Genomic DNA, 23,054 nt, shown 5'->3' with positions numbered 1-23,054 from the left:
TTTTTAGGAGGAATTTAAGCATGATTTCAGTTAACGATTTTCGTACAGGGTTAACTATTGAAGTAGACGGCGGTATTTGGCGGGTTATGGATTTCCAACACGTTAAACCAGGTAAAGGGGCAGCGTTTGTTCGTTCCAAGCTGCGTAATCTTCGTAATGGAGCTGTCCAAGAAAAGACTTTCCGCGCTGGTGAGAAAGTAGAGAAAGCTCAAATCGACAACCGTAAAATGCAATATTTATATGCAAGCGGCGATCAGCATGTATTTATGGATATGGAATCTTACGAGCAAGTAGAACTTCCTGCATCAAACATTGAGTATGAACTAAAGTTTTTAAAGGAAAACATGGAAGTTCATATCATGATGTATCAGTCCGAAACTCTTGGAGTGGAACTGCCGAACACTGTTGAGCTTGAAGTAACTGAAACAGAGCCTGGAATTAAGGGTGACACTGCTTCCGGCGGTTCGAAACCTGCCACTATGGAAACAGGACTTATTGTTCAAGTGCCTTTCTTCATCAACCAAGGTGACAAATTAATCATCAACACATCAGAAGGAACCTACGTATCCAGAGCTTAAGTTTAAAAAGCCTTAGTCCAGATCATTCGTATTTGGACTAAGGCTTTTTTACTTTTTTTATCATAAAATCTTCACGAAATAGTAATAATTAGCGCGCTTTAACAAGATTCCTTTTTGTTAAAATGAAATGGAAATCACAATATTATGGGAGGGGTGACACGGTAATGAAAAAGTTTTTCTCGTTAATGATCCTTTGCGTAACGATGGTTCTAATTGCGGCAGCCTGCAGCTCGAACAAGGCGAATGTAACACTCGATAAAAAACACAAACCGCTGCCGGATTATGTCCTAAATTCCTCAGACAAAATTAAAGAAACCTATATTATGGTTTCTAACTATCCTGAAGTGGTTGCAAATGTTCCTTGTTATTGCGGCTGTTATGCACAGGATGGACATAAAAGTAATTTAGATTGCTATATTGACCACTTCGGCGACAATAGCGCTGTTGAAGAATGGGACCCAATGAGTATATCTTGAGATGTTTGTATTAATATCGCCCGGGAGGCGATACAAATGCATGTTGATGGAAAAAGCCCTAAAAAAATTTACGAGTATATTACAAAGAAATATGAAGACTTTGGGGAACCGACTCCAACACCTGAACCAAAATAAGAAGGTGAGTTCCTTCGATGAGAAAAATTTTAATCGGCAGCTATATTCTTGTTATGTTCATCGTCATTTTTGCTATTAGTAATGGCGAGCTTATTGACGGCAAAAAATCAAAGGCTGTTGCAGCGGGAGAAAAACTATATCTTCAGTATTGTCTTGCCTGTCATGGAGAAACTGGAAAAGGTGAAGGGAAACGAGCCGGAACAGCCATCAATAATCAACATTTTTTAAGTTCTGTATCAGATGAAGATTTATATAATTATGTCAAGTTCGGAAGAAAAGATACGGATATGCATGCATATGGCACCAGCTTGTTAGATGAGGATATACATAAACTCGTTGTGTTCATAAGACATTGGCAGACTGAAAAGATTTCTTTTGAGGCACCAAATGTAATAGCAGGTGATCCAGACCAGGGCAGGGGTAAATATAATTTATACTGTCTCTCCTGCCATGGCGAGGCCGGAGAGGGAAAAATAAAAATGGGTACAGCCCTGGCAAATCCCCAATATTTAAAGTATACATCAGACCGGCAAATTTGGATTACCACAGCCTATGGGCGGGAAGAAACCAGAATGGGGCCGTCCCTAAAAGGACTGGAAGGCGCCCGTCAATTGAAGAAGCAGGATATTAGCGATATTGTAAGCTATATCCGCTCATTAGAACACAAATAATGGCCTAAAAACCTGAATCCTGAATATGGGGTTCAGGTTTTTTGTACTTATTTCCACAATTAGAAAATGTGAACATTTTGTGGTTAATTTTTGTCGAAATAGTAACGATTTTCATCGGTTAACAAAATGTTCAAGAGTCCAGCGGCCATAAGCGATCGATTACGATTATTATTTATTTCAAAGAGGACTATAGTAAAAAATTAGCACTTTCATTATGTGGCTGAAGGGTTAAGGAGGATTACTATGCGAAAAAAGAAGTGGTCGGCCGTATTTGTTATTGCATTATTTTTGTCAAATTTGTTGATTCCTAGAGCCGATGCAGCATCCGCTTATTCTGCGGAAAAGTTTCCAATCAAGGAAATGCAGATCCAAGTCATGCCGGAATTTGACTATCCAGAGGACTGGCCGTCAAGAGATATTCCCTCATTACTTATCGGTGAATACGGAACAATCATCAATAAGAGCGGTCAAGATTATGACGGGAAAATTGAAGTAGCTGTTCCAGCTGGGGAAAAAGGATTTGAAGCCTTTTTGGTAGCCGAATTCCCGGAGGAAAATAAACCGGAAGTTCAACGCCCTTATGATGTGGACAAAGAAAATGGCATCATAAGCTGGAAGCCGGAAAAGCCGATTAAAAACAATGAGAGTTACAAATTTGTGATTGAATATTACACCAAAACAATTGATGTAAAGGATAGAAAAAGATTTACATACGAGTTTAAGAATAATAGCAGCATAGAACAGCTGGATGTCATTTATTATGCACCCATGAATGCTAAAGAAATTCAAATGGAGCCAAAAGCGCAGGAAAGCTCAAAAAATGAATATGGAGAAGATCTTTTTTTCTACCAATACAAGAATATTAAAGCCGGAGAGACATTAAAGTATTCCTTCTCTTACAAGAAGGATGGTACGGAGTCCTCAATGGAAGCAATGAGCAAAGTGCAGGTGCCAAAGGATGAGAACCATACGGGGGTTAATGGTTCGGCTACTGACCAAATAACAAAGGGAACATCAAGTACAACGGATAATTCAAATCGTCCGCTGATTGGCTTAGGCGGCGCCTCTATTATCGGAATGGCAATCATTCTCGCCGGGATCTTTGTTTATTTAGGGCTTAAAGCAAATCCTTCAAAAACGGGGAAGGGGTCTGGGCAGAAAAAACAACATGAACAGAAGTCTTTTTCAAGGAAAACTGAAATTAAAAAAGATACCACAGAGGCTAAAAAGGAACTGCGTAAAAAACTGCTGACAGGCAAAATGGACCAAGAAACATATGAAGAGGAAATGAAAAAATTAATTTAACGGGGTGATTGGAATGAAAAAGAACACGATGGTTTTATTGGGGAGTTTTATTATTGCTGGCGCCATTATATTTCTGTTAATGGCTGCGACCCCGGGTTCGAGCGGCATTGAACTGACGATGAAACAGCTGTTAGCCAGCCAAGAGCAGTACAAGGATGATTTTGTTACCGTAGAGGGATTGCTGATTGAAGACTCCATTAAGTGGAATCCTGACAAAATCGAATTGAAATTCGATGTCAAAGACAGTGACGGTAATATTATGCATGTGATCCATAATGGCCCAAAGCCTGATAACTTTTCCGAAGGTGTGATTACGATTCTCCAAGGCTCTCCAACCGTTAAAGATACCTTTAAAGCAGAAACGGTTAAAACAAGATGTCCTTCTAAATATGAAGGGAAAGATATGAAAGACTATGACCCTGAAACACATAAAGAAAAGCTGAATCAACCACCGAAAGAAAAATAAAGGTAAACACAAGAAGGTGACAAAATGTATTTATTTGCCAATGCAACTATTTATATAGGATTTGCAATTGCAGTTTATTCACTTCTAATTATGACGCTTGGAATTAGTACGAAAAATCAAAAGCTGGTAAACAGCGGCAAGGGCGCCATGATTTCCTTATTTATTTGCGCCGCGCTGGCGATACTTTCAATGTTTTATTTGCTGGCAGCATCTCAGTTTCAATACGAATATGTATATGACTACACGAGCAGCGAGCTCCCGGTGATTTATAAACTCACTGCTTTATGGGCTGGAAATGCCGGTTCTTTATTACTTTGGACCTTCTTTTTAACCTTGTATGCATTGATGGTTGCTTTTTCAAGGAAAATGAAGGGAAACCCGATGGTTCCATATATTTCGGCAATCCTTATGGCTAATGCGGTGTTCTTTTTCTTTATTTTATCATTTGTTGCCAAACCGTTTGTTTTATTGGATCAAGTTCCAATGGAAGGAAAAGGCTTGAATCCGATGCTTCAAAATCCCGGCATGATTATTCATCCGGTTACTCTTTATCTTGGTTATGTCGGTCTAGCGGTTCCTTTTGCGTTTGCAATGTCGGCTTTGATCTTGAAAAACGTCGATGATTTCTGGATTAAAATGACCCGGCGGTGGACGATTATCGCTTGGTTATTCTTAAGTCTAGGAAACATTTTTGGCGGACAATGGGCCTATGTTGAGCTTGGCTGGGGCGGTTATTGGGCATGGGACCCTGTGGAAAATGCTTCCTTTATGCCATGGTTGACAGCGACAGCATTTCTGCATTCGGTGATGATTCAAGAACGGAAAAATATGCTCAAGATTTGGAATATCAGCTTAATCATCGTTTCCTATGCTTTAACTTTATTTGGAACTTTCTTGGTGCGAAGCGGTGTCCTTACTTCTGTTCATGCCTTTGCCAACTCGAATTTAGGATTATACTTCCTTATCTTTATGGCAATCGCTGTCATAGGCGCACTTTATGTACTGATGAGCAGATATAACCTGCTTAAACGAAGTGCAGGGGAATTTACTTCCTTTGTGTCCAAAGAAAGCAGCTTTTTAATTAACAACCTGTTACTTGTAGGGGCTGCCTTTGCGGTGTTTTGGGGAACCATTTTTCCTTTAGTATCGGAAGCGGTGCGCGGTACAAAGGTTACTGTCGGGCTGCCATTCTTCAATAAAGTGGAGGCTCCAATTCTTCTATCAATGATGTTTGTTATGGCTGTCTGTCCGCTTCTTGCATGGCAAAGGTCAACGGTGAAAAATCTAAAGAAAAATTTTATGATTCCTGCGATTTTAGCCGTCGTTGGAATGGTGTTAATGATTGTATTGGGGATTCAAAAAGCCTGGGCCGTCATTGGCTATGGGGTTATTATTCTATTATTCATTACCCACTTTTTGGAGTTTTACTCCGGAGTAAAAGCGCGGCGAAAAATGACGAAGGAGGAGCCTCTCACGGCCTTATATCGGTTAATGATTCGAAACCGCCGCCGTTACGGAGGATATATTGTTCATTTAGGTATTGCGTTTATCACTATGGGAATCATCGGTTCGCAAAACTTCGACATGGAAACAATGAAAACCGTTCCACTAGGGGGCTCTATCGAGTTAAAGGATTATAGGCTTAATTATGATCGCTTAGACCAAAAACGGGAAGGCATCAATGATATTGTTTATGCGGACTTAACAGTTTTTAAGAATGGCAAAAAACTAGGAACCTTCCAGCCGGAAAAGGTTTTTTACGGAAATTGGGAACAGCCCTCCTCTGAGGTCGCAATTATTTCATCGTTAAAAGAAGATTTATACATTGTGTTAAGCGCATGGGAAGATGACGGCAAGGCAACCTTTGTTGTTAAGGTAAATCCAATGATGAATTGGTTATGGGTTGGGTCGGTCATGATTGTAATTGGTGCATTGTTCGCCGTTTGGAACGGCAAATATGGAAATGTTACTCCAAGATACACTGGAGTCCGTAAAGAGGTGTCTTAATATGAAAATAAAAATATATCTTGGGCTCCTCTTAGCGTTGTTCATCTTTCAAGGTTCGTTTATTCGTGCGGAGGGTAAGGAATTTGACTACAAGTCGGCTGAATTTAAGGCGGTTGCTTCTCAGTTTGCCTGTACATGCGGCTGCGGCCAAGATCATTATGAATGTGACCCTAATACATGTAATCTCACAAAAGACTTTAAAAAAGATTTAGTCGAGATGATGAATAAAGGCTGGGATAAAGATAAAATCCGCAAGTATTATATCAATATTTACGGGGAAGAAATCTTAACTTCACCGGAGAAAAGCGGCTTTAGTTTAACGGCCTGGATTCTGCCGTTCGCGGCGATTGCCGCTGCTGCAGCGGGGATAGCCTTAGTCATTCGTAAATGGGTGAAACGAAAAAGTATCGATGAACCGGAAGCTGAAATTAAAAAAACTGAGGATGAAGTTGAAGATGAGATTATTTCTTCCATTATTGATGAAGAACGCAAAAAGTATCTGTAGGATGTGACTATAATGCAAGATATTTCAATCATGTCGCTTATTTTTACCGCCGCATTGACACTTGTTTGTTTGTTTTTGATCCTATCGCCATTTTTTAAGCTGGGTTCATTGAACTTTCATTTTCACAAAAGCGGACAAGAGTTCACAAGTACGAAAGAGGCATTGTTAACAACCTTGAATGAGCTGGAGTTTGAGTACAAAATGGATAAAATATCGGCGGTGGATTATCAACATTTGAAGAAACAATATGAGGCTGAAATCACGAGAATTATGAAGGATGAAGAGCAAGCGGCAAAGAGTGCCGTTGACAGCGACATAATGGCTGAAGTGGAAAAAGAAATCGCCGCGGAGATGAAGAACTACAAAAATAAAAAGGGGGAAGGAAAGTGATGAGGAAAATCACTATACTCCTCCTCGGATTGCTGCTAATACCTGTCAACGGATTAGCGGCGGGGGATTCAAAGGTGTCCGTTGACGTGCATTATCTCGTGGTCAGTGCAGCTGAGGATGGTTCGACAAATATGATGAACATGGTGAATTACACCAATCAGTCGGAAAAGGACTATACAGGAGAGGGAAGCGGCGAAGCTGTTTTGCATGTAACCCTACCGAATGAAGCAAAGGATTTAAATTTTTTAGATAATAAAATCGCGTTTAAACAAGTTGATAAAGGTTTTATTACTACTACGCCAATCCTTGGAAATCAAACGATGGTACTTCCATACAGCTATCGCATGCCAAAGGAGCAGGAAATAAAGCTGACCGTCGACTATCCGGTACAGACCATGCAAATTCTCGTACCTGAGGGCAGAGGCAGTATTGAAGTTAAGGGGATTCAGTCTACTAATCAAGGTCTATTCAAATTTGATGACCAAAATTATTGGGGATATAGCATTGAAGGTATAATGCCGAAACAAACCTTTACTATCGTATATAACAAAGATGTGCAGCCCGCTGCCGACAGCGGTAAACAAAACCAGACTGCAAGCACTGCTGGCAGTAATAGTACCGTGACCCATACCGCTCCGGCCTTTCATAATCCAGGTCATTTAAGAATGTGGGCGCAATCACCTTTTCACAGGTTTAATCCGCATGTATTTTTGATTATTTTAAGTGCCATTATCATTGCTGGTATTTCCTATTACGCCTATTTCAGGAGAAAAGCGCGATTGGGAGAGGAAAGACTGGGAGCCGATCAGGAAGAAAGGGCATTCAAATTATTGATGGCAAAGCAAAAAGCGATAATGGATAAAATTATTGAATTGGAAGATACCTTCGGTGATGGAAAGCTTACAGAAGCTGAATATCTGGCCAAGCTTGATGCCTATAAGCAGCATTTAGTCCAAGTGAAATTAAAGTTACGGGATTTCATTGACTAAAAGCGGAGGGGAGGTTCAAAAAAATGATAGAAATTAAGAACTTGACGAAGCAGGCAGATAATAAGCTGATTTTACGCGGCATTGACCTTACCATCCATAAAGGGGAAACCGTTGCTATTCTCGGACCGAATGGGGCAGGAAAAAGTACGCTTCTAAAAGTGCTTGCTTCCTTAATTAAACCAACATCGGGACTTGTCACAATTAATGGTTTGAAATGGAAAAGAAACCATCTCCAAATCAAAAAAATGATAGGGTACCTTCCCCATTCCAGTCTGCTTTATGATCATTATTCACCTATCGAAAATCTCGTCTTCTTCGGTAATATTTACGGTATTAATGATGTAGAGCAACGGGCTGTAAGGCTGGTGAAAGAAGTAGGATTATCCTTCTTTTTAAATGAACCGGTAAAGAACTTTTCACGAGGAATGATTCAGAGAATTGCCATCGCCCGGGCTATTATCCATGAACCGGAAGTTTTACTGCTGGATGAACCGCATACCGGTTTGGATCAAGGGGCAATCTCAATTCTAAATAATGTGATAATTTCTATAAAAGAAAAGGGAACGACTACCTTAATGGTTACGCACGATTTCAAACAGGCAGCCGAAATTTGTGATCGAATCATCATTCTGAAAAACGGCAGAATTGCTGATGATTTCTATATTGAAAATCAAAATCTTGGATTTGTTTCGAAAAAATATCAGCTGCAGGTGGAGGGAGCATCATGAATGTCTTTCGTACAGCCGTCCTGCTCGCAAAAAAAGATTTGTATTCTGAATTAAAAACAAAACAAATACTTGTGACCCAAATCATTTTTGCTGCCCTTGTAATTGTTGTTTTCAGCTTTGCTTTTGACCCGTCAAACAACACCACAAAGGCAGTCATACCGGGAGTTATCTGGGTTATCATTGTGTTTGCCGGGATATTAGGTCTTAACCGCTCGTTTATTTCAGAACAGCGAAATGATACGATGCAGGGGCTATTGGTTGCACCTATGGAGGCTGCCAGTATTTATTTGGGGAAATTTCTTGCCAATTTTACGATGATTCTAGTGGTGGAAGTGATTTCCATTCCATTTTTATTTCTGTTATTTGATTTTAAATTTGTTGGAAGCCTGCCCTATTTTCTAGTTGTCATTTTTCTTGGAAGCTTTGGGTTTATCACAATTGGAACGTTTTTGGCGGCACTCGCGGCAAATTCCAAAAGCAGTGAAATGCTCTTGCCGTTATTACTATTTCCGATTACTACCCCAATCCTCATTGGGGTGGTTCAAGCTACCAGAATTATTTTGACGAACATGGAGAAGTTTTCAAGTGCACTAGCGTGGATCCAATTAATTACTGCTTATGATGTCATCTTTTTTGTGGTTTGTTTCTTATTAATTGATTTTGTGCTGGAGGTATAAGTATGAGTATGAATCTCGAACGTGAGAAACAGGTGCTTCCCGTCGCCCCGTTGGCAGGTTCCGGCAGCGCCAATTTATCAAAAGCTTTATTCGGAGCAACAGTTGTTTCCATGCTCATGTCGCTTTATTTTATCTTTATCTATGCGGCGGAAGAAAAAACAATGCGGGCAGCACAGAAAATCTTCTATTTTCATGTAAGCTCCGCCTGGCTTGCGTTTATGGCGTTTTTTGTGACATTTGTGTTTAGTATTTTGTTTTTGATAAAACGGAAACGTATTTTTGATATATATGCCTATGTTTCCGCAGAGATTGGTGTCGTGTTCACTATAATCGTGTTAACAACGGGTCCAATTTGGGCAAGATCTGCCTGGAATACGTGGTGGGTATGGGAACCGCGCTTAATTACAACTTTAATTTTATTTTTCATCTACATTGCCTATATCATGATTCGGCAAATGGATGGTGTGTGGGATAAAAAAGCAAGGCTGGCAGCCGTATTCGGAATCATTGGCTTTGCTGACGTACCAATTGTCTTCTTTGCGATTCGCTGGTGGCAGACAAAATTCCATCCAATTGTGTTTGGCGACGGTCCATCTCAAAGTGGCGGCGGAATTGAGGATTCGATGCTAGTTGCATTGCTGGTGACAATCACTGCCTTTACCATTCTATACTCCTATTTACTTTATAAGGGGGTATCGTTTGAAAAAATGAAACTTACGGTTGAGCAATATAAAGAAAAATTAAGAGCGAAAATGGAGGAATAGATCATGAATTACGAATATATGTTAGGCGCTTATTCTGTTGCTTGGGTGGTTATTTTTGCTTATATGTTTATTCTAGGAAAAAAACATGAAAAACTAAAAAAAGAAATTGAATTTTTAAAGCAACTAGATCAATAGAGGAATGGTCTGTTATTTAGGTGAACCGAAAAGACTTAAGGGTGTCAGGAGGATAAAGCATGAACCAGCGGGTTATTAAATCACTTGTGATGATTCTAATCGTGGCGATGTTCGGCTTTTTTGGCTATAGTATCGTCACTAAGGGTGAGCATACGGATGTTGGCGATCAAGCTTATAATTTTGAACTGCCAAATATTGATGGCGGTACCACCAAGCTTTCCGATTATAAAGGGAAAGTGGTTATCTTGAATTATTTTGCCACCTGGTGTAAGCCATGCAAGGATGAGTTTCCGGAATTAGCGGCATTTCAAAAGGATTACGGTGACAAATATCCCCTTCTGATGATCAACCGCGGTGAAACTATCGATAAAGTAAATAAAGTGACAAAGAATAATCATGAAGGCATGAATTATTTATTTGATTACAATGCTAAGGTTTCAAAACGCTTTAATGTAACCGGACAGCCGGAAACATTTGTGATTGATAAAAAAGGGGTTATTCGCGAGCATTATAATGGCGCAGTAACCGAAATGCAGTTATATAATTGGGTGAAAAAATATGAGGATTGAACCATTTGGTTCAATCCTTTTTATTGTGCAGGTAAATATTGAAATTCGGCCATTATATTTGCCTTTACCTCAATTTGGCCAGGCTCAAATTGGGTGGAGCTGATTCCTTTGACAAGTGTTTCCGGCTGATGGGTTAGCGGTTGTACAGTCGTACCACTTTCTACAATTAAACTTGGTGTTGGAATTAAGTGTACATTGAGTGTTGAGCCAATCGTTTTTGCTTTTTCAATGCAATCGTTTATTGCTAATTGAAGTGCCTGTTTATAATAAAGGTCTTTGTTCTTTACCGTGAAATGGACATTGGAGACATAATTTACACCACTTTGAACAGCTTCATCGACTACTTTGCCAACTATAGATAAATCTTCTATTTTCACTTGGAGTATATTAGTAACTTTATATCCCCTAAAAATTTGCTTTCCTTCAATATAGTCATAATCGGAATCAATTCGGTAATCAAACGTTTTAATCCGCTCATGGCTGATTCCCTGTGACACAAGCGAGTTTATAACACTTGTGCTTTTTTTAGTATTTTCCTTCTGGGCAGCAATTAATTCCTTGTTCTCAGTAATCACGCCTAGATTTACTGATGCAGAATCGGGCCGTACTTCTACTGTGCCCTCACCATTAACCTTCATTACAAACCACTTTTGCCTTGGCGGTCCAAATTGATTTTGCGGCCGGTAGTTGTACATGGCATTCCCTCCCTAACTAGTTTTTTTCTATAGATTACGGCTGATAAATAGTAAATGTTCCTCCGTTTTATACGCTCCTTTTAGAAGAATTCTAGTAAAAGGAAATAAAAAATAGAATCAAACTTTTATTTTGCCAGTTTTGCAAGTCATATTGTGTCTATTGGGGCATACATTTTAATTAATGAGACAGGCATGACAAGGAGGAAAGTGCAGTGGAAATGATTTTGAACTTTTTACCTAAAACAATTGCCGACCAAATCAATCAAATCCCTCCTTATATGAAAGAAGATCTGGAAGAAATCCGCATCCGCATCAATAGGCAGATTGAACTGACTGCGAAGGGGGAGACGAGGTTTCTCTCATATATCATTCAGCCGGAAGATGCCTTTCATTTAATGAATAAAATCAGCCATTTCTCCATCTATGCTCTAGAGGAAGAGCTTAAGCGGGGCTATATCACTGTTGCCGGGGGGCATCGAATTGGATTAGCTGGCAAGGTGGTTTTGGAGGCCGGCAAAGTTAAGGCCATTCGTGATATCTCATCCTTTAATATTCGTATTGCCAGAGAAAAAATTGGAATTGCAGAGCCAATTATTCCTTATATATTTCACGGAAGATGGATGAATACGATGGTGATAGGCCCGCCGCAAACCGGAAAAACAACATTATTGCGCGATATAGCCAGAATCATATCGAGCGGCAGCGAGACCAACCGAATTGCTGCCAAGAAGGTTGGGATTGTTGATGAACGCAGTGAGATTGCCGGTTGTATAAATGGTGTACCGCAATTGACTTTCGGGATTCGGATGGATGTATTGGATGCCTGCCCAAAGGCAGAAGGCATGATGATGATGATTCGGTCAATGAGTCCTGAAGTTCTGATTGTCGATGAGATTGGCCGTAAAGAAGATGCTGATGCGATTCAAGAGGCTGTTCATGCGGGGATTAACTTAATCATGACAACTCATGGGTCAAGCCTCGAGGAAATCCGCAAACGGCCATCATTAATGGAAATAGTTCAACAAAAAATCTTCGAGCGGTATGTGGTACTGAACCGAAAATCGGGTCCGGGTACGATAACTCATATTTTAGATGAGAGCGGACGGGAAATACAGGAAAAAGTGAGTGTGACATAGATGGTTAAGCTTATAGGTGCCGTATTCATAATTGTAGCAACCACCGTCATCGGATTTGAAGCTTCAAGGCACTTTAGCGACCGCCCGCAGCAGCTTCGGGCTTTAAGGGCAGCACTGCAATCGCTGGAGGCTGAAATCATGTATGGTCATACTCCATTACATGAAGCCGCAAGGAGGCTTTCGGCACAGCTGGCAAAGCCGCTGTCAACTTTTTTCGACAGCTTCGCAAGGAAATTAACCGATACAGAAACGACGGTAAATGAGGCGTGGGAAACAAGTTTACGAGAGGTTTGGAAATCAACTGCGCTAAAAAAAAGCGAGTTTGAAATCATGAAGCAGTTTGGTGAAACTCTGGGCCGCCATGACCGCTTTTCCCAGCAGAAGCAAATCATGTTAACTCTTTCTCATCTTGAAAGAGAAGAGGCAAATGCCGTACAAGCCCAAATGAAATACGAAAAAATGGTTAAAAGCCTTGGGTTCTTATCGGGCCTATTACTGATTATTTTATTATTTTAGGGGGAAAAGTCATGGGTTTAGAAGTGGATATTATTTTTAAAATCGCTGGTGTAGGAATTGTTGTTGCCTTTTTGCATACGGTCCTTGACCAGGTGGGGAAAAAAGAATATGCCCAATGGGTGACATTGTTTGGGTTTATTTATATTTTGTTCCAAGTCGCCTCCATCGTAGATGATCTTTTCCAAAAAATAAAATCGGTATTCTTATTTCAATAGAAAGGGGGGCTCTGCCATTGAAATTATTAAAATAGTCGGGGTAGCCCTAATTGCCACCTTTCTAGCCTTGATTATTAAAGAGCAGAAACCAAATTTTGCTTTTATGCTGACTGTCTTTGTCGGCTGTGTGATTTTTCTTTTTTTAGTGGACAAGATCTTTGAAATTATCCATATGCTTGAGAGGCTTGCAGTGAATGCCAAAGTAAATCTTGTATATGTAGAAACCATTCTTAAAATTATTGGAATCGCCTATATTGCTGAGTTTGCCGTCCAGATTACCAAAGATGCGGGACAGGGAGCGATTGCCTCGAAAATCGAATTAGCTGGAAAAGTGATTATTCTGGCAATGGCAATCCCGATTCTGACTGTATTGATTGAAACGATTATCAAACTTATTCCGAGCTAATATCGTCCTAAATGGGGTGTATAAATTGAAGCAGCGTTTGCAGATGATTCCTATGATTATTCTTTTCATCTTTTTTTTCTCAATTTCAAATGTCCATGCAGCCCAAGGGTCTCCAGATGAGGTTGAAGCAAATGCGCCGCTTTCGCCGCAGGAGCTCGTAGATAACCAGTTGGAATCGCTTGATTTAACAGAATTAAAACAGTTTTGGGAGGATATCACCAATAAATATGGAGGGTTCCTGCCAGAGAGTCAAAAAGGCAGCTTATATGATTTTATAAAAGGGGAAAAGAAATTCTCCTTTAAAGAGTGGGGAAAGGGATTTTTAAAGTTTGCCTTTCATGAATTTGTTGCAAATGGGAAATTACTAGGTTCATTGATTATGCTGGCAATTTTCAGTATGTTTTTGCAATCGATGCAAAATGCCTTTGAAAAAAGCAATATTAGTAAAGTCGCTTATGCCATTATCTACATGGTTCTAGTCATTATTGCTTTGAATAGTTTCCATATCGCCATAAGCTATACAAATGAAGCAATCGGGACAATGATTTCCTTTGTCCTGGCGCTGATCCCGCTTCTGCTGGCGTTGATCGCCGCATCCGGAGGTATTGTTTCGGCAGCCTTCTTTCATCCGGTTATACTGTTTTTAATGAATATGAGCGGAATGTTTATGCAATATGTGATTTTACCGCTCTTGTTTTTAGCAACCCTGTTAAGCATTGTCAGTACTATGTCAGATCAATATAAAGTAACCCAATTAGCAGCGCTGCTAAGGAACTGGAGTATCGGCCTGATGGGGCTTTTCTTAACAGTATTTCTCGGTGTTATTTCCGTCCAAGGGGCATCAGCTGCTGTAACCGATGGGGTAGCGATTAGAACAGCTAAGTTTATTACAGGCAACTTTATCCCGGTTATAGGCAGAATGTTTACGGATGCCACTGATACCGTGATTGGTGCCTCCGTCCTGTTGAAAAACTCGGTTGGGATTGCCGGAGTGGCAATCTTAATGATTATAGTGGCATTTCCGGCTGTAAAAATATTACTTATTTCCTTTATCTATAAGTTCGCTGCGGCAATTCTTCAGCCCCTGGGCGGCGGGCCGATTATTACCTGCCTTGACATTATCAGCAAGAGCGTCATATATGTTTTCGCTGCGCTAGGGATTGTCTCATTTATGTTCTTTCTCAGTATTACGGTTATTGTCGCAGCCGGAAACTTGACGATGATGATGAGATAGGGGGCTGGAAAATGGAATTTATCACAGAATGGGTAACGAATATTATTCTATTTATTTTGTTAGCTGCTGTCATAGATATGCTGCTGCCGAATTCAAGCATGCAAAAATACACAAAAATGGTGATGGGTCTGCTTCTGATCGCGATTATTCTTACTCCTATATTCAAAGTTATTTCTAAGGATTTTGAAGCAGCCTTTTCATCCATTACCGTTAAACAAGGTCCGGAAGAAAAAAATATGAAAAATTTAATAGATTTAAAGAAAAAAGAAATACAAGCCTCACAACATGCATATATTTTAGAAGAATTGGCTGTCCAACTGAAAAAGGACGTTAAAGAGGAGTTGATGGAACAATACGGATTGGAGATAGCAAAAATTGATGTAGTAATGGACACAGGAAGCGATCAAGCAAATTCAGAAAACCTCCAAAAGGTAATAGTTCTTCTTACGCAGCCGGAAACGGGCGTGGAGACAGTCGAAGCGGTTAAACCGATCGTCATTAATACAGAAAAGCCTCTTCCATCTCAAAAGCCAACAGAGGAAGCAAAACAAATTGCCGCATTCTTATCACAAAAATGGAATGTAACAAAAGAAACAGTAGAAGTTTCGATCGAAGGGGGGGTTCATAACAAGAATGGATAATAATAAAGGTCCATTTTCATGGCTGAAAAAGCGACTTAAATTAGATGATAAAACAGATAAGAAACCAGGCAAAATGCAATACATGTTCCTGGTTCTCCTAATTGGAGCAGCCTTCATGATTGTTGGCAATATTGTGTTTAAGACGGATTCGTCTTTATCAGATATCCCAGCAGCTGCCAATCAAAAAACTGAGCCTAAAGATGTTCCCGTATTCGGTCAGAAAAAAACAACCGGAAATAAATCAATCGCTGAATATGAAGAAAAGTATGAAGAACAGCTAAAAAAGGCTCTTGAAGAAATGCTAGGTGTCGATGATGTGACGGTAGTCGTTAATATTGATTCAACCGATCGAAAGGTCCTAGAGAAGAATACCAACACGAAAACACAAACGACGGAAGAAGGTGACCGTGAAGGAGGACAGCGAAAAGTTCAAGAGGTTTCAACAGATGAACAGCTTGTCATAATCCGTAACGGTGAAAAAGAAGTGCCAATCATCGTTGAAACAAAAAAGCCTAATGTCCGCGGTGTACTTGTGGTGGCAAAGGGTGCAGAAAATATTGAGGTAAAAAAATGGATTAAAGAAGCTGTGACAAGAGTTTTGGACGTTCCAAGCCATCGGGTCTCAGTTATGCCTAAAAAATAAAAGGGGTGTTTTTACATGTTATTAAAGAAGCAAACAGTTTGGCTATTAACAATGTTGAGTCTTGTGGTGGTATTGTCAGTGTACTATATTACATCTCCGGAGCAGCAAAAAAGTGACCTTGCCGCTGTAGAAGAAACTGCAAAAGACAAAGTGGAGAAAAAGCAGGCGAACTCAAAAACAGATGCAGCCGACGATCAAAAGGTCATCACATCCGTTTCGGGTGATGCTGAATTTGAAGAACTGCGGATGAAGCTTAATGATGAGCGCAGTAAGCAGGAAGAAGAACTAACATTAGAGATGGCTGCCACTAACCTGCCAGCAGATGATAGAAGTAAAATTAAAGACCAAATGGATCAGTTAAGAGAAACAGCTACTAAAGAAGAACTTCTAGAAATGATGATTAAAACGATGGGATATAAAGATGCTCTTGTTCGTGCAGAGGGGGAGAAAGTAAAAGTGACGGTAAAGTCTAATAAAAAACCTTCTGCTTCGGAAGCAAATAAAATCATTTTAGAGGTGAAAAAAGAAATGAATGAGGCTAACTTCGTCTCAGTGGCATATCAACCTGCGAAATAATAAGGGTGAAAGGGAAAGCGATGGTGCTTTCCTTTTTTCTTTGAGTTCCAACAATCTAATTTCACATTTTTAGTAAAAAATATTAAGATAGAGATAGTCACTTATGTTGTAGTCATTCAGTAATATTAGCTTATTGAACTTTTATCTGGTATTATCGTATAGTATTAATATCTAGTCTTAATTTAAGTTGTTCAAAGGGGTGTAACCTAATGTTAAAAGTACAAGAAATTCGTGAATTAATTAAATTAGTTGATCAATCAAGCATTGATGAATTTGTTTATGAAAATGAGGGTTCAAAAATTAAAATGAAGAAAACCGGCAGTGTAACTGTTTCAACTGTTCAGCCGGTTGTGCAAGCGGCACCTGCGGCTGTTCAACCAGCTCCAGTTCAAGCAGCTGCCCCTCAGGCACCGGTTGTCCAAGAAGTTAAACAGGAGGCTCCTAAAGCCGAACAAGCAGCCGACACAGAAAATTTACATAAAATCACATCGCCAATGGTTGGTACCTTCTATGCTTCACCAAGTCCGGATGCCGACCCGTATGTATCAGCAGGATCTAAGGTATCAAAGGATTCCATCGTTTGTATTGTGGAAGCTATGAAGCTGTTTAACGAAATCGAAGCCGAGGTAAACGGTGAAATTGTTGAAGTGCTTGCGAAAAATGGACAATTAGTTGAATACGGACAGCCTTTATTTTTAGTAAAGCCTGAATAAGGAGCGGTAAACAGGATGATTAAAAAACTGTTAATTGCAAACAGGGGAGAAATTGCCGTCAGGATTATTCGTGCCTGCCGGGATATGGGGATTGAGTCCGTTGCTGTTTATTCGGAAGCGGATCGTGAAGCTCTTCATGTGCAGCTGGCGGATGAGGCCTACTGTATTGGACCCACTGCATCAAAAGACAGCTATTTAAATGTAACTAATATTATCAGTGTTGCGAAATTGACAGCTTGCGATGCCATCCATCCAGGATATGGTTTCTTGGCGGAAAATGCCGATTTTGCTGAGCTATGCCGCGAATGTAATATTACCTTCGTTGGACCAAGTCCAGAGGCAATCACCAAAATGGGAACTAAGGATATTGCCAGGGAAACGATGCGTGAAGCGGGCGTCCCAATTGTACCAGGCTCTCAAGGAATCGTTAATGATATCGATGATGCTCTTGAGCTTGCGGAAAAAATCAAATATCCAGTCATTATTAAAGCAACAGCAGGCGGAGGCGGTAAAGGAATCCGCGTTGCGAAAAACGAACAAGAATTGATTAAAGGAATCAATATTACTCAGCAGGAAGCGTTAACTGCTTTTGGCAACCCTGGTGTTTATATTGAAAAATATATTGAAGATTTTCGTCATGTTGAAATCCAAGTGCTTGCAGATAATTATGGCAATGCGATTCATTTAGGTGAAAGGGATTGCTCCATTCAGCGCAGATTGCAAAAGCTGTTAGAGGAAACACCGTCTCCTGCTCTTGACGGAGAAATCCGCGAAGAAATGGGTAATGCAGCGGTTAAAGCAGCAAAAGCAGTTGATTATTCGGGCGCAGGGACGGTAGAATTTATATATGACTACCGCAACCGTAAATTTTATTTCATGGAAATGAACACGAGGATTCAGGTGGAACATCCGGTAACAGAAATGGTTACCGGCATTGATCTTATTAAAGAGCAAATCCGTGTAGCTAGTGGTGAAAAGTTATCGTTATCCCAAGGGGATGTTACCTTTAATGGCTGGGCGATTGAATGCCGAATTAATGCGGAGAATCCGGAAAAGAATTTCATGCCTTCCGCCGGAAAAATCAAAATGTATTTACCTCCTGGCGGGCTAGGTGTACGAATTGATTCTGCTGCTTATCCGGGGTATACGATTCCGCCTTATTACGATTCAATGATTGCTAAAGTAATTGCCTATGGAAGCACCCGTGATGAAGCCATTGCCAGAATGAAAAGGGCACTTAGTGAGTTTGTTGTTGAAGGAATCCATACAACCATTCCATTCCATTTAAGACTGCTTGATCATGAGGATTTTGTTGAAGGTAACTTCAATACCAAATTCCTGGAATTACACGAAATCATGAAGTAGTTTAATAACTGGAGGTGTTTTGAATGAGCGAATTAAATATTTTAGAGATGGAGCAAGGGAATAATAGTCATGGAAAAATTGAAATTGCTCCTGAGGTAATTGAAGTAATTGCAGGTATTGCAGCTTCTGAGGTTGAGGGCGTTTCAGGGATGCGCGGCAATTTTGCAACGGGAGTTGTCGAACGCTTAGGAAAGAAAAATCATGGAAAAGGCGTCAAGGTTGAGCTGACGGAATCTGGAATTATCATTGATGTGTACTGTTTAATGAAGTTTGGTGTCTCAATTCCAGCTGTTGCCGGAAAGATACAAGAAAATATCCGTCAGGCATTAATCAATATGACAGCTTTAGACCCTGAGGAAGTAAACATCCACATTGTTGGGGTCCACTTCGACACACCAAAGCAGGAACCGGTTATTGAAGAAGAAGTTTAACTTGTGAAAGCCAAAGGATCAGATCCTTTGGTTTTTCTTTTTAGGAAATGGCAATTTAGGGTGCAGAGTAAAAATAGTTATGCTATTATCATTTTGTTAAATACTATAATATGATAAAAAATTGTCAAATGTCAGTTACTATATTTAAAGGAGAACACGATATAATGAAAAGAAGAACAGCTAGAGAAAAGGCGTTACAGGCTCTATTTCAAATTGATGTCAGCAATAGTGAGCCATCATCAGCGATTGAACATGTTTTAGATGGGGAGGCGGGAGACGAATATTTAACAGGTCTTGTTTCAGGGGTTGTAGAGAATAAAGCGAAAATTGACGGATTAATCGTAGAAAACCTTGAAAAATGGTCTATCGACCGGCTGGCAACTGTTGATCGTAACTTGTTACGAATAGCTGTATATGAATTGATGTTTTTACAAGAGGAAGTACCTAAGAATGTCATTTTAGATGAAGCAATTGAAATTGCCAAAATATATGGAGATGACCAATCAAGCAAATTTATTAATGCTGTTCTATCGAAGGTGAAGCAAAATCTATAGGAAACATCATTAGAATTTATTAGGGGAGGAAGAGCGAATGACTGCTGAAATCATTAATGGTAAAGAAATTGCTGCAAAAAAAAGAGAAGAAATTGCTAAAGAGGTATCGAAATTAAAAGAAAATGGTGTCACGCCTGGCTTGGCTGTTATTCTTGTTGGTAACAATCATGCTTCACGTACATATGTAACAAATAAACAAAAAGCTTGTCAGGAGCTGGGGATGCACTCTCTATTAATTGAATTGCCTGAAGAAGTTTCGGAAGAAGAGCTGCTGGCTAAAATTGATGAGCTGAACCACGATGCTGAAATCCATGGGATTTTGGTGCAGCTCCCGATTCCAAAACATATTGATGAGAAAAAAGTAATCGAGTCGATTTCTCCTTCAAAAGATGTTGATGGTTTCCATCCGGTAAATATCGGCAGAATGATGACCGGCCAAAATGCATTCCTTCCATGCACACCATATGGCATTATGGTGATGCTTGAAGAAACAGGGATTTCGGTTGCAGGGAAACATGTAGTTGTTGTAGGCAGAAGTAATATCGTCGGAAAGCCGGTAGGGCAGTTAATGCTTAATCAGCATGCAACCGTAACCTATTGCCATTCCAGGACAAAAGATTTAAAGTTTCATACGAAACAGGCAGACATTTTAGTAGCGGCGGTAGGAATCGCAAACTTCATCAAAGCCGAACATGTCAAAGAAGGCGCGGTTGTCATTGATGTAGGTATTAACCGTAATGAAGAAGGAAAGCTTTGCGGCGATGTAGATTTTGCAGAAGTAAGCGAAATAGCAGGTTTTATCACTCCAGTACCTAAGGGAGTAGGTCCAATGACAATCACAATGCTGATGTATAATACTTTAAAATCAGCTGAGGAAAGCATCAATCGCTAATTCATTTATCTTGTCCTTATCTTTTATTTGTTTAGCCCTCTTTTTAATTGTTTTAGCGGACAAAAACAAGGGCTAAATATATAATAGGTAAGGACAGATTTTTTTGTTCTAAAAAGAAGGTGCTATGATGGAAGAGCAGCAATACTTATCTGTAAATGCTTTAACCAAATACATAAAAAGGAAATTTGATGCAGATCCCCATTTACGTGATCTACATGTTCGTGGTGAAATATCAAACTTTAAACAGCATTCAAGCGGGCATATGTATTTTACACTAAAGGATGAGAAGGCCCGTATTCTTGCTGTCATGTTTGCCAGCCATTCCCGGGCGATGAAGTTTGTGCCGGAGAATGGCATGAAGGTGATTGTGAAAGGTGATATTACCGTTTACGAACCAAGCGGACAGTATCAAATCTACATTAAAGAAATGCAGCCGGACGGTATTGGTGAATTATTTCTTGCCTATGAGCAGCTTAAGCAAAAGCTTGAAGCTGAAGGATTGTTTGCTTTGGACAAGAAAAAGCCGCTTCCGCTATTTCCAAGAACAGTCGGGGTGATTACCTCCCCAACCGGTGCAGCGATTAGAGACGTCATAACGACTATCAAACGGCGCTATCCAATTGTGAATATCCTTGTTTTCCCGGTTCTCGTCCAAGGTGAACAGGCCGCCCCATCTATTGCAAAGGCAATAGAAAAAGCCAATGCCGGGATGGATATCGATATTTTAATTGTCGGACGCGGCGGAGGATCGATTGAAGAACTGTGGGCTTTTAATGAAGAAGTGGTAGCCCGGGCAATTTATGCTTCCTCCATTCCGATCATCTCAGCTGTAGGTCATGAAACGGATTTTACAATTGCTGATTTCGTGGCCGACTTAAGGGCACCTACACCAACCGGAGCAGCTGAACTAGCCGTCCCCCATATAGATGAATTAATGGACCGTGTCCTGCAGCGGCAAACACGGCTGATTCGGGTCATGCAGGAGAAATTCCGTTTTGAGAAAGAACGCCTAACAAGGGTTCAGAAATCTTATGCCTTCCGTTATCCGCACAGATTGTATGAACAAAAGCTTGAGCAGCTAGACAAATTAACAGAAATGCTAGTGCGCGGTGCTTCACGATTATCGCTTTTGAAAAATAATCAGCATGAAATTCTTTACAAGCGGCTCGAGCGAAATAATCCTAAAGAAATGATTCGGGAAGCAAAATTGCGAACAGAGAGGGGGCAAAAAGATTTGATCCGCTCAATGGGGCAGATTTTAGCTAAAAAGCAAACGGATTTTGATCGGATGATCGCTACATTGCAGGCGTTAAGCCCACTGAAAATTATGGAGAGGGGTTATAGCCTAGCCTATACGGAAGATAACCATCTCATGAAAAGTGTCAGCCAAGTAAAGGCGGAAGATCGGGTACAAATCCAGCTGACGGATGGCAGCTTGTTTTGTAAAGTGGAGAATGTAAAGGAGAACGAAAAACATGACAACTGACAAAAACGTAACGTTTGAAGAAGCGATGTCAAAGCTTGAAAAGATTGTTGAAAAACTTGAAGAGGGCGATGTCCCGTTAGAAGAAGCAATTATTTTTTATAAAGAAGGTATGGAATTATCCAAACTTTGCCATGATAAATTGAAAAGCGTTGAGGAGCAATTAACGCAAATTATTACAGAGGATGGACGGCAGGAGAGTTTTTCCATTGGCGAGGAGGAATAGGGTTTGAAACTTCGAGATTTAGACGAATTTTCTACGAAATACAAACAATTATTGGAACGCGAGCTTCGACGATTAGTTGAAGAACTTAACGCTCCAGCTATTATAAAAGAATCAATGATTTATTCTCTAGAAGCTGGAGGCAAACGGATCCGTCCTTTACTGTTATTCGCAACTCTTGACGCATTCGGGACAAATCCCGAAAATGGACTTGCAGCCGCTGCCGCAGTAGAAATGATCCATACTTATTCCTTAATTCACGATGATTTGCCAAGCATGGACAATGATGATCTTCGCAGAGGAAAACCAACGAATCATAAAGTGTTTGGTGATGCCATTGCAACACTTGCCGGAGATGCTCTGTTAACATACAGCTTTGAGGTAATAAATAAAATCCCAAGCGATGTCGCCTCTCCTGAAGTAAAATTGAATGTAATCGTGGAAATGGCGAAGGCGGCGGGAGCAGAAGGAATGGTTGGCGGACAGGTCGCTGACATGGAGGGCGAGGAGAAAACATTAACCCTTGAGGAGCTTGAATATATACATATTCATAAGACAGGAAAGCTGTTAAGGTTTAGTGTTTTAGCCGGGGCGATGCTAGCGGGAGCAAATCAAAGCATGCTCAACAACTTGTCACAATTTGCCCACCACCTAGGGCTTGCTTTTCAAATTCAGGATGACATCCTTGATCTGACAGGGAATCAACAATTGATGGGCAAGCCGGTAGGGAGTGATACAGCAAATCATAAAAGCACGTATCCCCTATTGTTATCACTTGAAGGGGCGCAAGATGCCTTGCAAACGCAAATTAATCTGGCAAAAGAATATTTAGCTAAAACAGCATTAAATACGGAACTCCTTCTAGAAATTACAGATCTGGTGGCATCTAGAAATCACTAACCAACGGGAATTTGAGACAATGTAGGAACTGTGTTA

At 40.3% G+C, this 23,054-nt stretch carries 31 protein-coding genes; 30 read left to right on the top strand and 1 reads right to left on the bottom strand.

Annotated elements, in window-relative coordinates:
* The first annotated feature begins 20 nt into the window (after positions 1–20).
* From efp to A6749_RS03630, 14 genes are all read left to right on the top strand, one after another.
* Positions 21–578 carry an elongation factor P gene (gene efp, locus A6749_RS03690; RefSeq protein WP_066385384.1) on the top strand — a complete coding sequence of 186 codons (558 nt, stop codon included), beginning with the start codon at positions 21–23 and terminating at the stop codon, positions 576–578.
* 164 nt (positions 579–742) lie between these two features.
* The gene (locus A6749_RS29250) at positions 743–1,189 is read left to right on the top strand and encodes a PCYCGC motif-containing (lipo)protein (RefSeq protein WP_342354923.1); all 447 of its coding nucleotides are present in this window, start codon (positions 743–745) and stop codon (positions 1,187–1,189) included.
* A gap of 17 nt (positions 1,190–1,206) precedes the next feature.
* A complete protein-coding gene (locus A6749_RS03680; RefSeq protein ID WP_066385380.1) occupies positions 1,207–1,860 on the top strand; it encodes a c-type cytochrome in 654 nt (217 codons plus the stop codon).
* A 243-nt stretch (positions 1,861–2,103) separates the two neighbouring features.
* A complete protein-coding gene (locus A6749_RS03675; protein ID WP_066385378.1) occupies positions 2,104–3,165 on the top strand; it encodes a hypothetical protein in 1,062 nt (353 codons plus the stop codon).
* A gap of 13 nt (positions 3,166–3,178) precedes the next feature.
* Entirely contained in the window at positions 3,179–3,631 is a 453-nt protein-coding gene (locus A6749_RS03670) for a cytochrome c maturation protein CcmE (RefSeq protein ID WP_084797622.1), read from the top strand.
* A 24-nt stretch (positions 3,632–3,655) separates the two neighbouring features.
* Complete coding sequence (locus tag A6749_RS03665; RefSeq protein ID WP_066385377.1) at positions 3,656–5,638, top strand: heme lyase CcmF/NrfE family subunit; 1,983 nt, start codon at positions 3,656–3,658, stop codon at positions 5,636–5,638.
* Position 5,639: 1 nt separating this feature from the next.
* The gene (locus A6749_RS03660; RefSeq protein WP_066385376.1) at positions 5,640–6,143 is read left to right on the top strand and encodes a cytochrome c-type biogenesis protein CcmH; all 504 of its coding nucleotides are present in this window, start codon (positions 5,640–5,642) and stop codon (positions 6,141–6,143) included.
* 12 nt (positions 6,144–6,155) lie between these two features.
* Entirely contained in the window at positions 6,156–6,533 is a 378-nt protein-coding gene (locus tag A6749_RS03655) for a hypothetical protein (RefSeq protein WP_066385374.1), read from the top strand.
* Positions 6,533–7,522 (top strand): hypothetical protein, encoded by a 990-nt coding sequence (locus A6749_RS03650; RefSeq protein WP_236719759.1) that lies wholly within the window; start codon positions 6,533–6,535, stop codon positions 7,520–7,522. The genes A6749_RS03655 and A6749_RS03650 overlap by 1 nt, the downstream gene beginning before the upstream one ends.
* A gap of 23 nt (positions 7,523–7,545) precedes the next feature.
* Positions 7,546–8,250, top strand: a complete 705-nt coding sequence (locus A6749_RS03645) for an ABC transporter ATP-binding protein (protein ID WP_066385370.1) — start codon at positions 7,546–7,548, stop codon at positions 8,248–8,250.
* A complete protein-coding gene (locus A6749_RS03640) occupies positions 8,247–8,927 on the top strand; it encodes a heme exporter protein CcmB (RefSeq protein WP_066385368.1) in 681 nt (226 codons plus the stop codon). The genes A6749_RS03645 and A6749_RS03640 overlap by 4 nt, the downstream gene beginning before the upstream one ends.
* Before the next feature lie 2 nt (positions 8,928–8,929).
* Positions 8,930–9,691, top strand: a complete 762-nt coding sequence (locus tag A6749_RS03635) for a cytochrome c biogenesis protein (protein WP_084797621.1) — start codon at positions 8,930–8,932, stop codon at positions 9,689–9,691.
* Positions 9,692–9,694: 3 nt separating this feature from the next.
* Positions 9,695–9,826: a CcmD family protein gene (locus A6749_RS27510; protein WP_084797620.1), complete on the top strand. Its 132-nt coding sequence runs from the start codon at positions 9,695–9,697 to the stop codon at positions 9,824–9,826.
* Positions 9,827–9,885: 59 nt separating this feature from the next.
* Complete coding sequence (locus tag A6749_RS03630; RefSeq protein WP_066385366.1) at positions 9,886–10,395, top strand: TlpA family protein disulfide reductase; 510 nt, start codon at positions 9,886–9,888, stop codon at positions 10,393–10,395.
* A 20-nt stretch (positions 10,396–10,415) separates the two neighbouring features.
* On the opposite strand, the gene A6749_RS03625 is transcribed toward A6749_RS03630, so the two are convergent.
* Complete coding sequence (locus A6749_RS03625) at positions 10,416–11,090, bottom strand: SIMPL domain-containing protein (RefSeq protein WP_066385365.1); 675 nt, start codon at positions 11,088–11,090, stop codon at positions 10,416–10,418.
* A gap of 212 nt (positions 11,091–11,302) precedes the next feature.
* Between A6749_RS03625 and spoIIIAA the strand changes: the two genes are divergently transcribed.
* From spoIIIAA to A6749_RS03545, 16 genes are all read left to right on the top strand, one after another.
* Entirely contained in the window at positions 11,303–12,226 is a 924-nt protein-coding gene (gene spoIIIAA, locus A6749_RS03620; protein ID WP_066385362.1) for a stage III sporulation protein AA, read from the top strand.
* Positions 12,227–12,742, top strand: a complete 516-nt coding sequence (spoIIIAB, locus tag A6749_RS03615) for a stage III sporulation protein SpoIIIAB (RefSeq protein ID WP_066385360.1) — start codon at positions 12,227–12,229, stop codon at positions 12,740–12,742.
* 11 nt (positions 12,743–12,753) lie between these two features.
* Entirely contained in the window at positions 12,754–12,957 is a 204-nt protein-coding gene (gene spoIIIAC / locus A6749_RS03610; RefSeq protein WP_007084610.1) for a stage III sporulation protein AC, read from the top strand.
* Between the two features lie 25 nt (positions 12,958–12,982).
* Positions 12,983–13,363, top strand: coding sequence for a stage III sporulation protein AD (spoIIIAD, locus tag A6749_RS03605; RefSeq protein ID WP_066385354.1), 381 nt, complete (start codon positions 12,983–12,985; stop codon positions 13,361–13,363).
* A 43-nt stretch (positions 13,364–13,406) separates the two neighbouring features.
* The gene (gene spoIIIAE, locus A6749_RS03600; RefSeq protein ID WP_127489980.1) at positions 13,407–14,597 is read left to right on the top strand and encodes a stage III sporulation protein AE; all 1,191 of its coding nucleotides are present in this window, start codon (positions 13,407–13,409) and stop codon (positions 14,595–14,597) included.
* An 11-nt stretch (positions 14,598–14,608) separates the two neighbouring features.
* Positions 14,609–15,238, top strand: a complete 630-nt coding sequence (spoIIIAF, locus tag A6749_RS03595) for a stage III sporulation protein AF (protein WP_066385348.1) — start codon at positions 14,609–14,611, stop codon at positions 15,236–15,238.
* Positions 15,231–15,881 (top strand): stage III sporulation protein AG, encoded by a 651-nt coding sequence (spoIIIAG, locus tag A6749_RS03590; protein WP_066385347.1) that lies wholly within the window; start codon positions 15,231–15,233, stop codon positions 15,879–15,881. The genes spoIIIAF and spoIIIAG overlap by 8 nt, the downstream gene beginning before the upstream one ends.
* A 15-nt stretch (positions 15,882–15,896) precedes the next feature.
* On the top strand, positions 15,897–16,457 hold the full coding sequence (locus tag A6749_RS03585) for a SpoIIIAH-like family protein (RefSeq protein ID WP_066385346.1): 561 nt from the start codon (positions 15,897–15,899) through the stop codon (positions 16,455–16,457).
* Between the two features lie 209 nt (positions 16,458–16,666).
* The gene (gene accB / locus A6749_RS03580; protein WP_066385340.1) at positions 16,667–17,170 is read left to right on the top strand and encodes an acetyl-CoA carboxylase biotin carboxyl carrier protein; all 504 of its coding nucleotides are present in this window, start codon (positions 16,667–16,669) and stop codon (positions 17,168–17,170) included.
* A gap of 15 nt (positions 17,171–17,185) precedes the next feature.
* Positions 17,186–18,535 (top strand): acetyl-CoA carboxylase biotin carboxylase subunit, encoded by a 1,350-nt coding sequence (accC, locus tag A6749_RS03575; protein ID WP_066385334.1) that lies wholly within the window; start codon positions 17,186–17,188, stop codon positions 18,533–18,535.
* A 23-nt stretch (positions 18,536–18,558) separates the two neighbouring features.
* Positions 18,559–18,966, top strand: a complete 408-nt coding sequence (locus A6749_RS03570) for an Asp23/Gls24 family envelope stress response protein (protein WP_066385333.1) — start codon at positions 18,559–18,561, stop codon at positions 18,964–18,966.
* 164 nt (positions 18,967–19,130) lie between these two features.
* The gene (gene nusB / locus A6749_RS03565) at positions 19,131–19,520 is read left to right on the top strand and encodes a transcription antitermination factor NusB (RefSeq protein WP_066385327.1); all 390 of its coding nucleotides are present in this window, start codon (positions 19,131–19,133) and stop codon (positions 19,518–19,520) included.
* Positions 19,521–19,557: 37 nt separating this feature from the next.
* On the top strand, positions 19,558–20,412 hold the full coding sequence (folD, locus tag A6749_RS03560) for a bifunctional methylenetetrahydrofolate dehydrogenase/methenyltetrahydrofolate cyclohydrolase FolD (protein WP_066385321.1): 855 nt from the start codon (positions 19,558–19,560) through the stop codon (positions 20,410–20,412).
* 127 nt (positions 20,413–20,539) lie between these two features.
* On the top strand, positions 20,540–21,898 hold the full coding sequence (gene xseA / locus A6749_RS03555; RefSeq protein ID WP_066385315.1) for an exodeoxyribonuclease VII large subunit: 1,359 nt from the start codon (positions 20,540–20,542) through the stop codon (positions 21,896–21,898).
* Positions 21,888–22,121 (top strand): exodeoxyribonuclease VII small subunit, encoded by a 234-nt coding sequence (locus A6749_RS03550; protein ID WP_066385312.1) that lies wholly within the window; start codon positions 21,888–21,890, stop codon positions 22,119–22,121. Before xseA ends, A6749_RS03550 begins: the two co-directional genes overlap by 11 nt.
* Before the next feature lie 3 nt (positions 22,122–22,124).
* Positions 22,125–23,018, top strand: a complete 894-nt coding sequence (locus tag A6749_RS03545; RefSeq protein WP_066385306.1) for a polyprenyl synthetase family protein — start codon at positions 22,125–22,127, stop codon at positions 23,016–23,018.
* The last annotated feature ends 36 nt before the right edge of the window (positions 23,019–23,054 follow it).

It is taken from the genome of Neobacillus mesonae, assembly GCF_001636315.1.
GTDB classification, from domain to species: Bacteria; Bacillota; Bacilli; order Bacillales; family Cytobacillaceae; genus Neobacillus; species Neobacillus mesonae.
This window is presented reverse-complemented; position numbering and strand designations above follow the sequence as displayed.

Coding starts and splice junctions, on each gene's coding strand:
- efp (WP_066385384.1), top strand. CDS start 21: ATGATTTCAGTTAACGATTTTCGTACAGGGTTAACTATTGAAGTAGAC.
- A6749_RS03680 (WP_066385380.1), top strand. CDS start 1,207: ATGAGAAAAATTTTAATCGGCAGCTATATTCTTGTTATGTTCATCGTC.
- A6749_RS03675 (WP_066385378.1), top strand. CDS start 2,104: ATGCGAAAAAAGAAGTGGTCGGCCGTATTTGTTATTGCATTATTTTTG.
- A6749_RS03670 (WP_084797622.1), top strand. CDS start 3,179: ATGAAAAAGAACACGATGGTTTTATTGGGGAGTTTTATTATTGCTGGC.
- A6749_RS03665 (WP_066385377.1), top strand. CDS start 3,656: ATGTATTTATTTGCCAATGCAACTATTTATATAGGATTTGCAATTGCA.
- A6749_RS03660 (WP_066385376.1), top strand. CDS start 5,640: ATGAAAATAAAAATATATCTTGGGCTCCTCTTAGCGTTGTTCATCTTT.
- A6749_RS03655 (WP_066385374.1), top strand. CDS start 6,156: ATGCAAGATATTTCAATCATGTCGCTTATTTTTACCGCCGCATTGACA.
- A6749_RS03650 (WP_236719759.1), top strand. CDS start 6,533: ATGAGGAAAATCACTATACTCCTCCTCGGATTGCTGCTAATACCTGTC.
- A6749_RS03645 (WP_066385370.1), top strand. CDS start 7,546: ATGATAGAAATTAAGAACTTGACGAAGCAGGCAGATAATAAGCTGATT.
- A6749_RS03640 (WP_066385368.1), top strand. CDS start 8,247: ATGAATGTCTTTCGTACAGCCGTCCTGCTCGCAAAAAAAGATTTGTAT.
- A6749_RS03635 (WP_084797621.1), top strand. CDS start 8,930: ATGAGTATGAATCTCGAACGTGAGAAACAGGTGCTTCCCGTCGCCCCG.
- A6749_RS27510 (WP_084797620.1), top strand. CDS start 9,695: ATGAATTACGAATATATGTTAGGCGCTTATTCTGTTGCTTGGGTGGTT.
- A6749_RS03630 (WP_066385366.1), top strand. CDS start 9,886: ATGAACCAGCGGGTTATTAAATCACTTGTGATGATTCTAATCGTGGCG.
- A6749_RS03625 (WP_066385365.1), bottom strand. CDS start 11,090: ATGTACAACTACCGGCCGCAAAATCAATTTGGACCGCCAAGGCAAAAG.
- spoIIIAB (WP_066385360.1), top strand. CDS start 12,227: ATGGTTAAGCTTATAGGTGCCGTATTCATAATTGTAGCAACCACCGTC.
- spoIIIAC (WP_007084610.1), top strand. CDS start 12,754: ATGGGTTTAGAAGTGGATATTATTTTTAAAATCGCTGGTGTAGGAATT.
- spoIIIAE (WP_127489980.1), top strand. CDS start 13,407: ATGATTCCTATGATTATTCTTTTCATCTTTTTTTTCTCAATTTCAAAT.
- spoIIIAF (WP_066385348.1), top strand. CDS start 14,609: ATGGAATTTATCACAGAATGGGTAACGAATATTATTCTATTTATTTTG.
- spoIIIAG (WP_066385347.1), top strand. CDS start 15,231: ATGGATAATAATAAAGGTCCATTTTCATGGCTGAAAAAGCGACTTAAA.
- A6749_RS03585 (WP_066385346.1), top strand. CDS start 15,897: ATGTTATTAAAGAAGCAAACAGTTTGGCTATTAACAATGTTGAGTCTT.
- accB (WP_066385340.1), top strand. CDS start 16,667: ATGTTAAAAGTACAAGAAATTCGTGAATTAATTAAATTAGTTGATCAA.
- accC (WP_066385334.1), top strand. CDS start 17,186: ATGATTAAAAAACTGTTAATTGCAAACAGGGGAGAAATTGCCGTCAGG.
- A6749_RS03570 (WP_066385333.1), top strand. CDS start 18,559: ATGAGCGAATTAAATATTTTAGAGATGGAGCAAGGGAATAATAGTCAT.
- nusB (WP_066385327.1), top strand. CDS start 19,131: ATGAAAAGAAGAACAGCTAGAGAAAAGGCGTTACAGGCTCTATTTCAA.
- folD (WP_066385321.1), top strand. CDS start 19,558: ATGACTGCTGAAATCATTAATGGTAAAGAAATTGCTGCAAAAAAAAGA.
- xseA (WP_066385315.1), top strand. CDS start 20,540: ATGGAAGAGCAGCAATACTTATCTGTAAATGCTTTAACCAAATACATA.
- A6749_RS03550 (WP_066385312.1), top strand. CDS start 21,888: ATGACAACTGACAAAAACGTAACGTTTGAAGAAGCGATGTCAAAGCTT.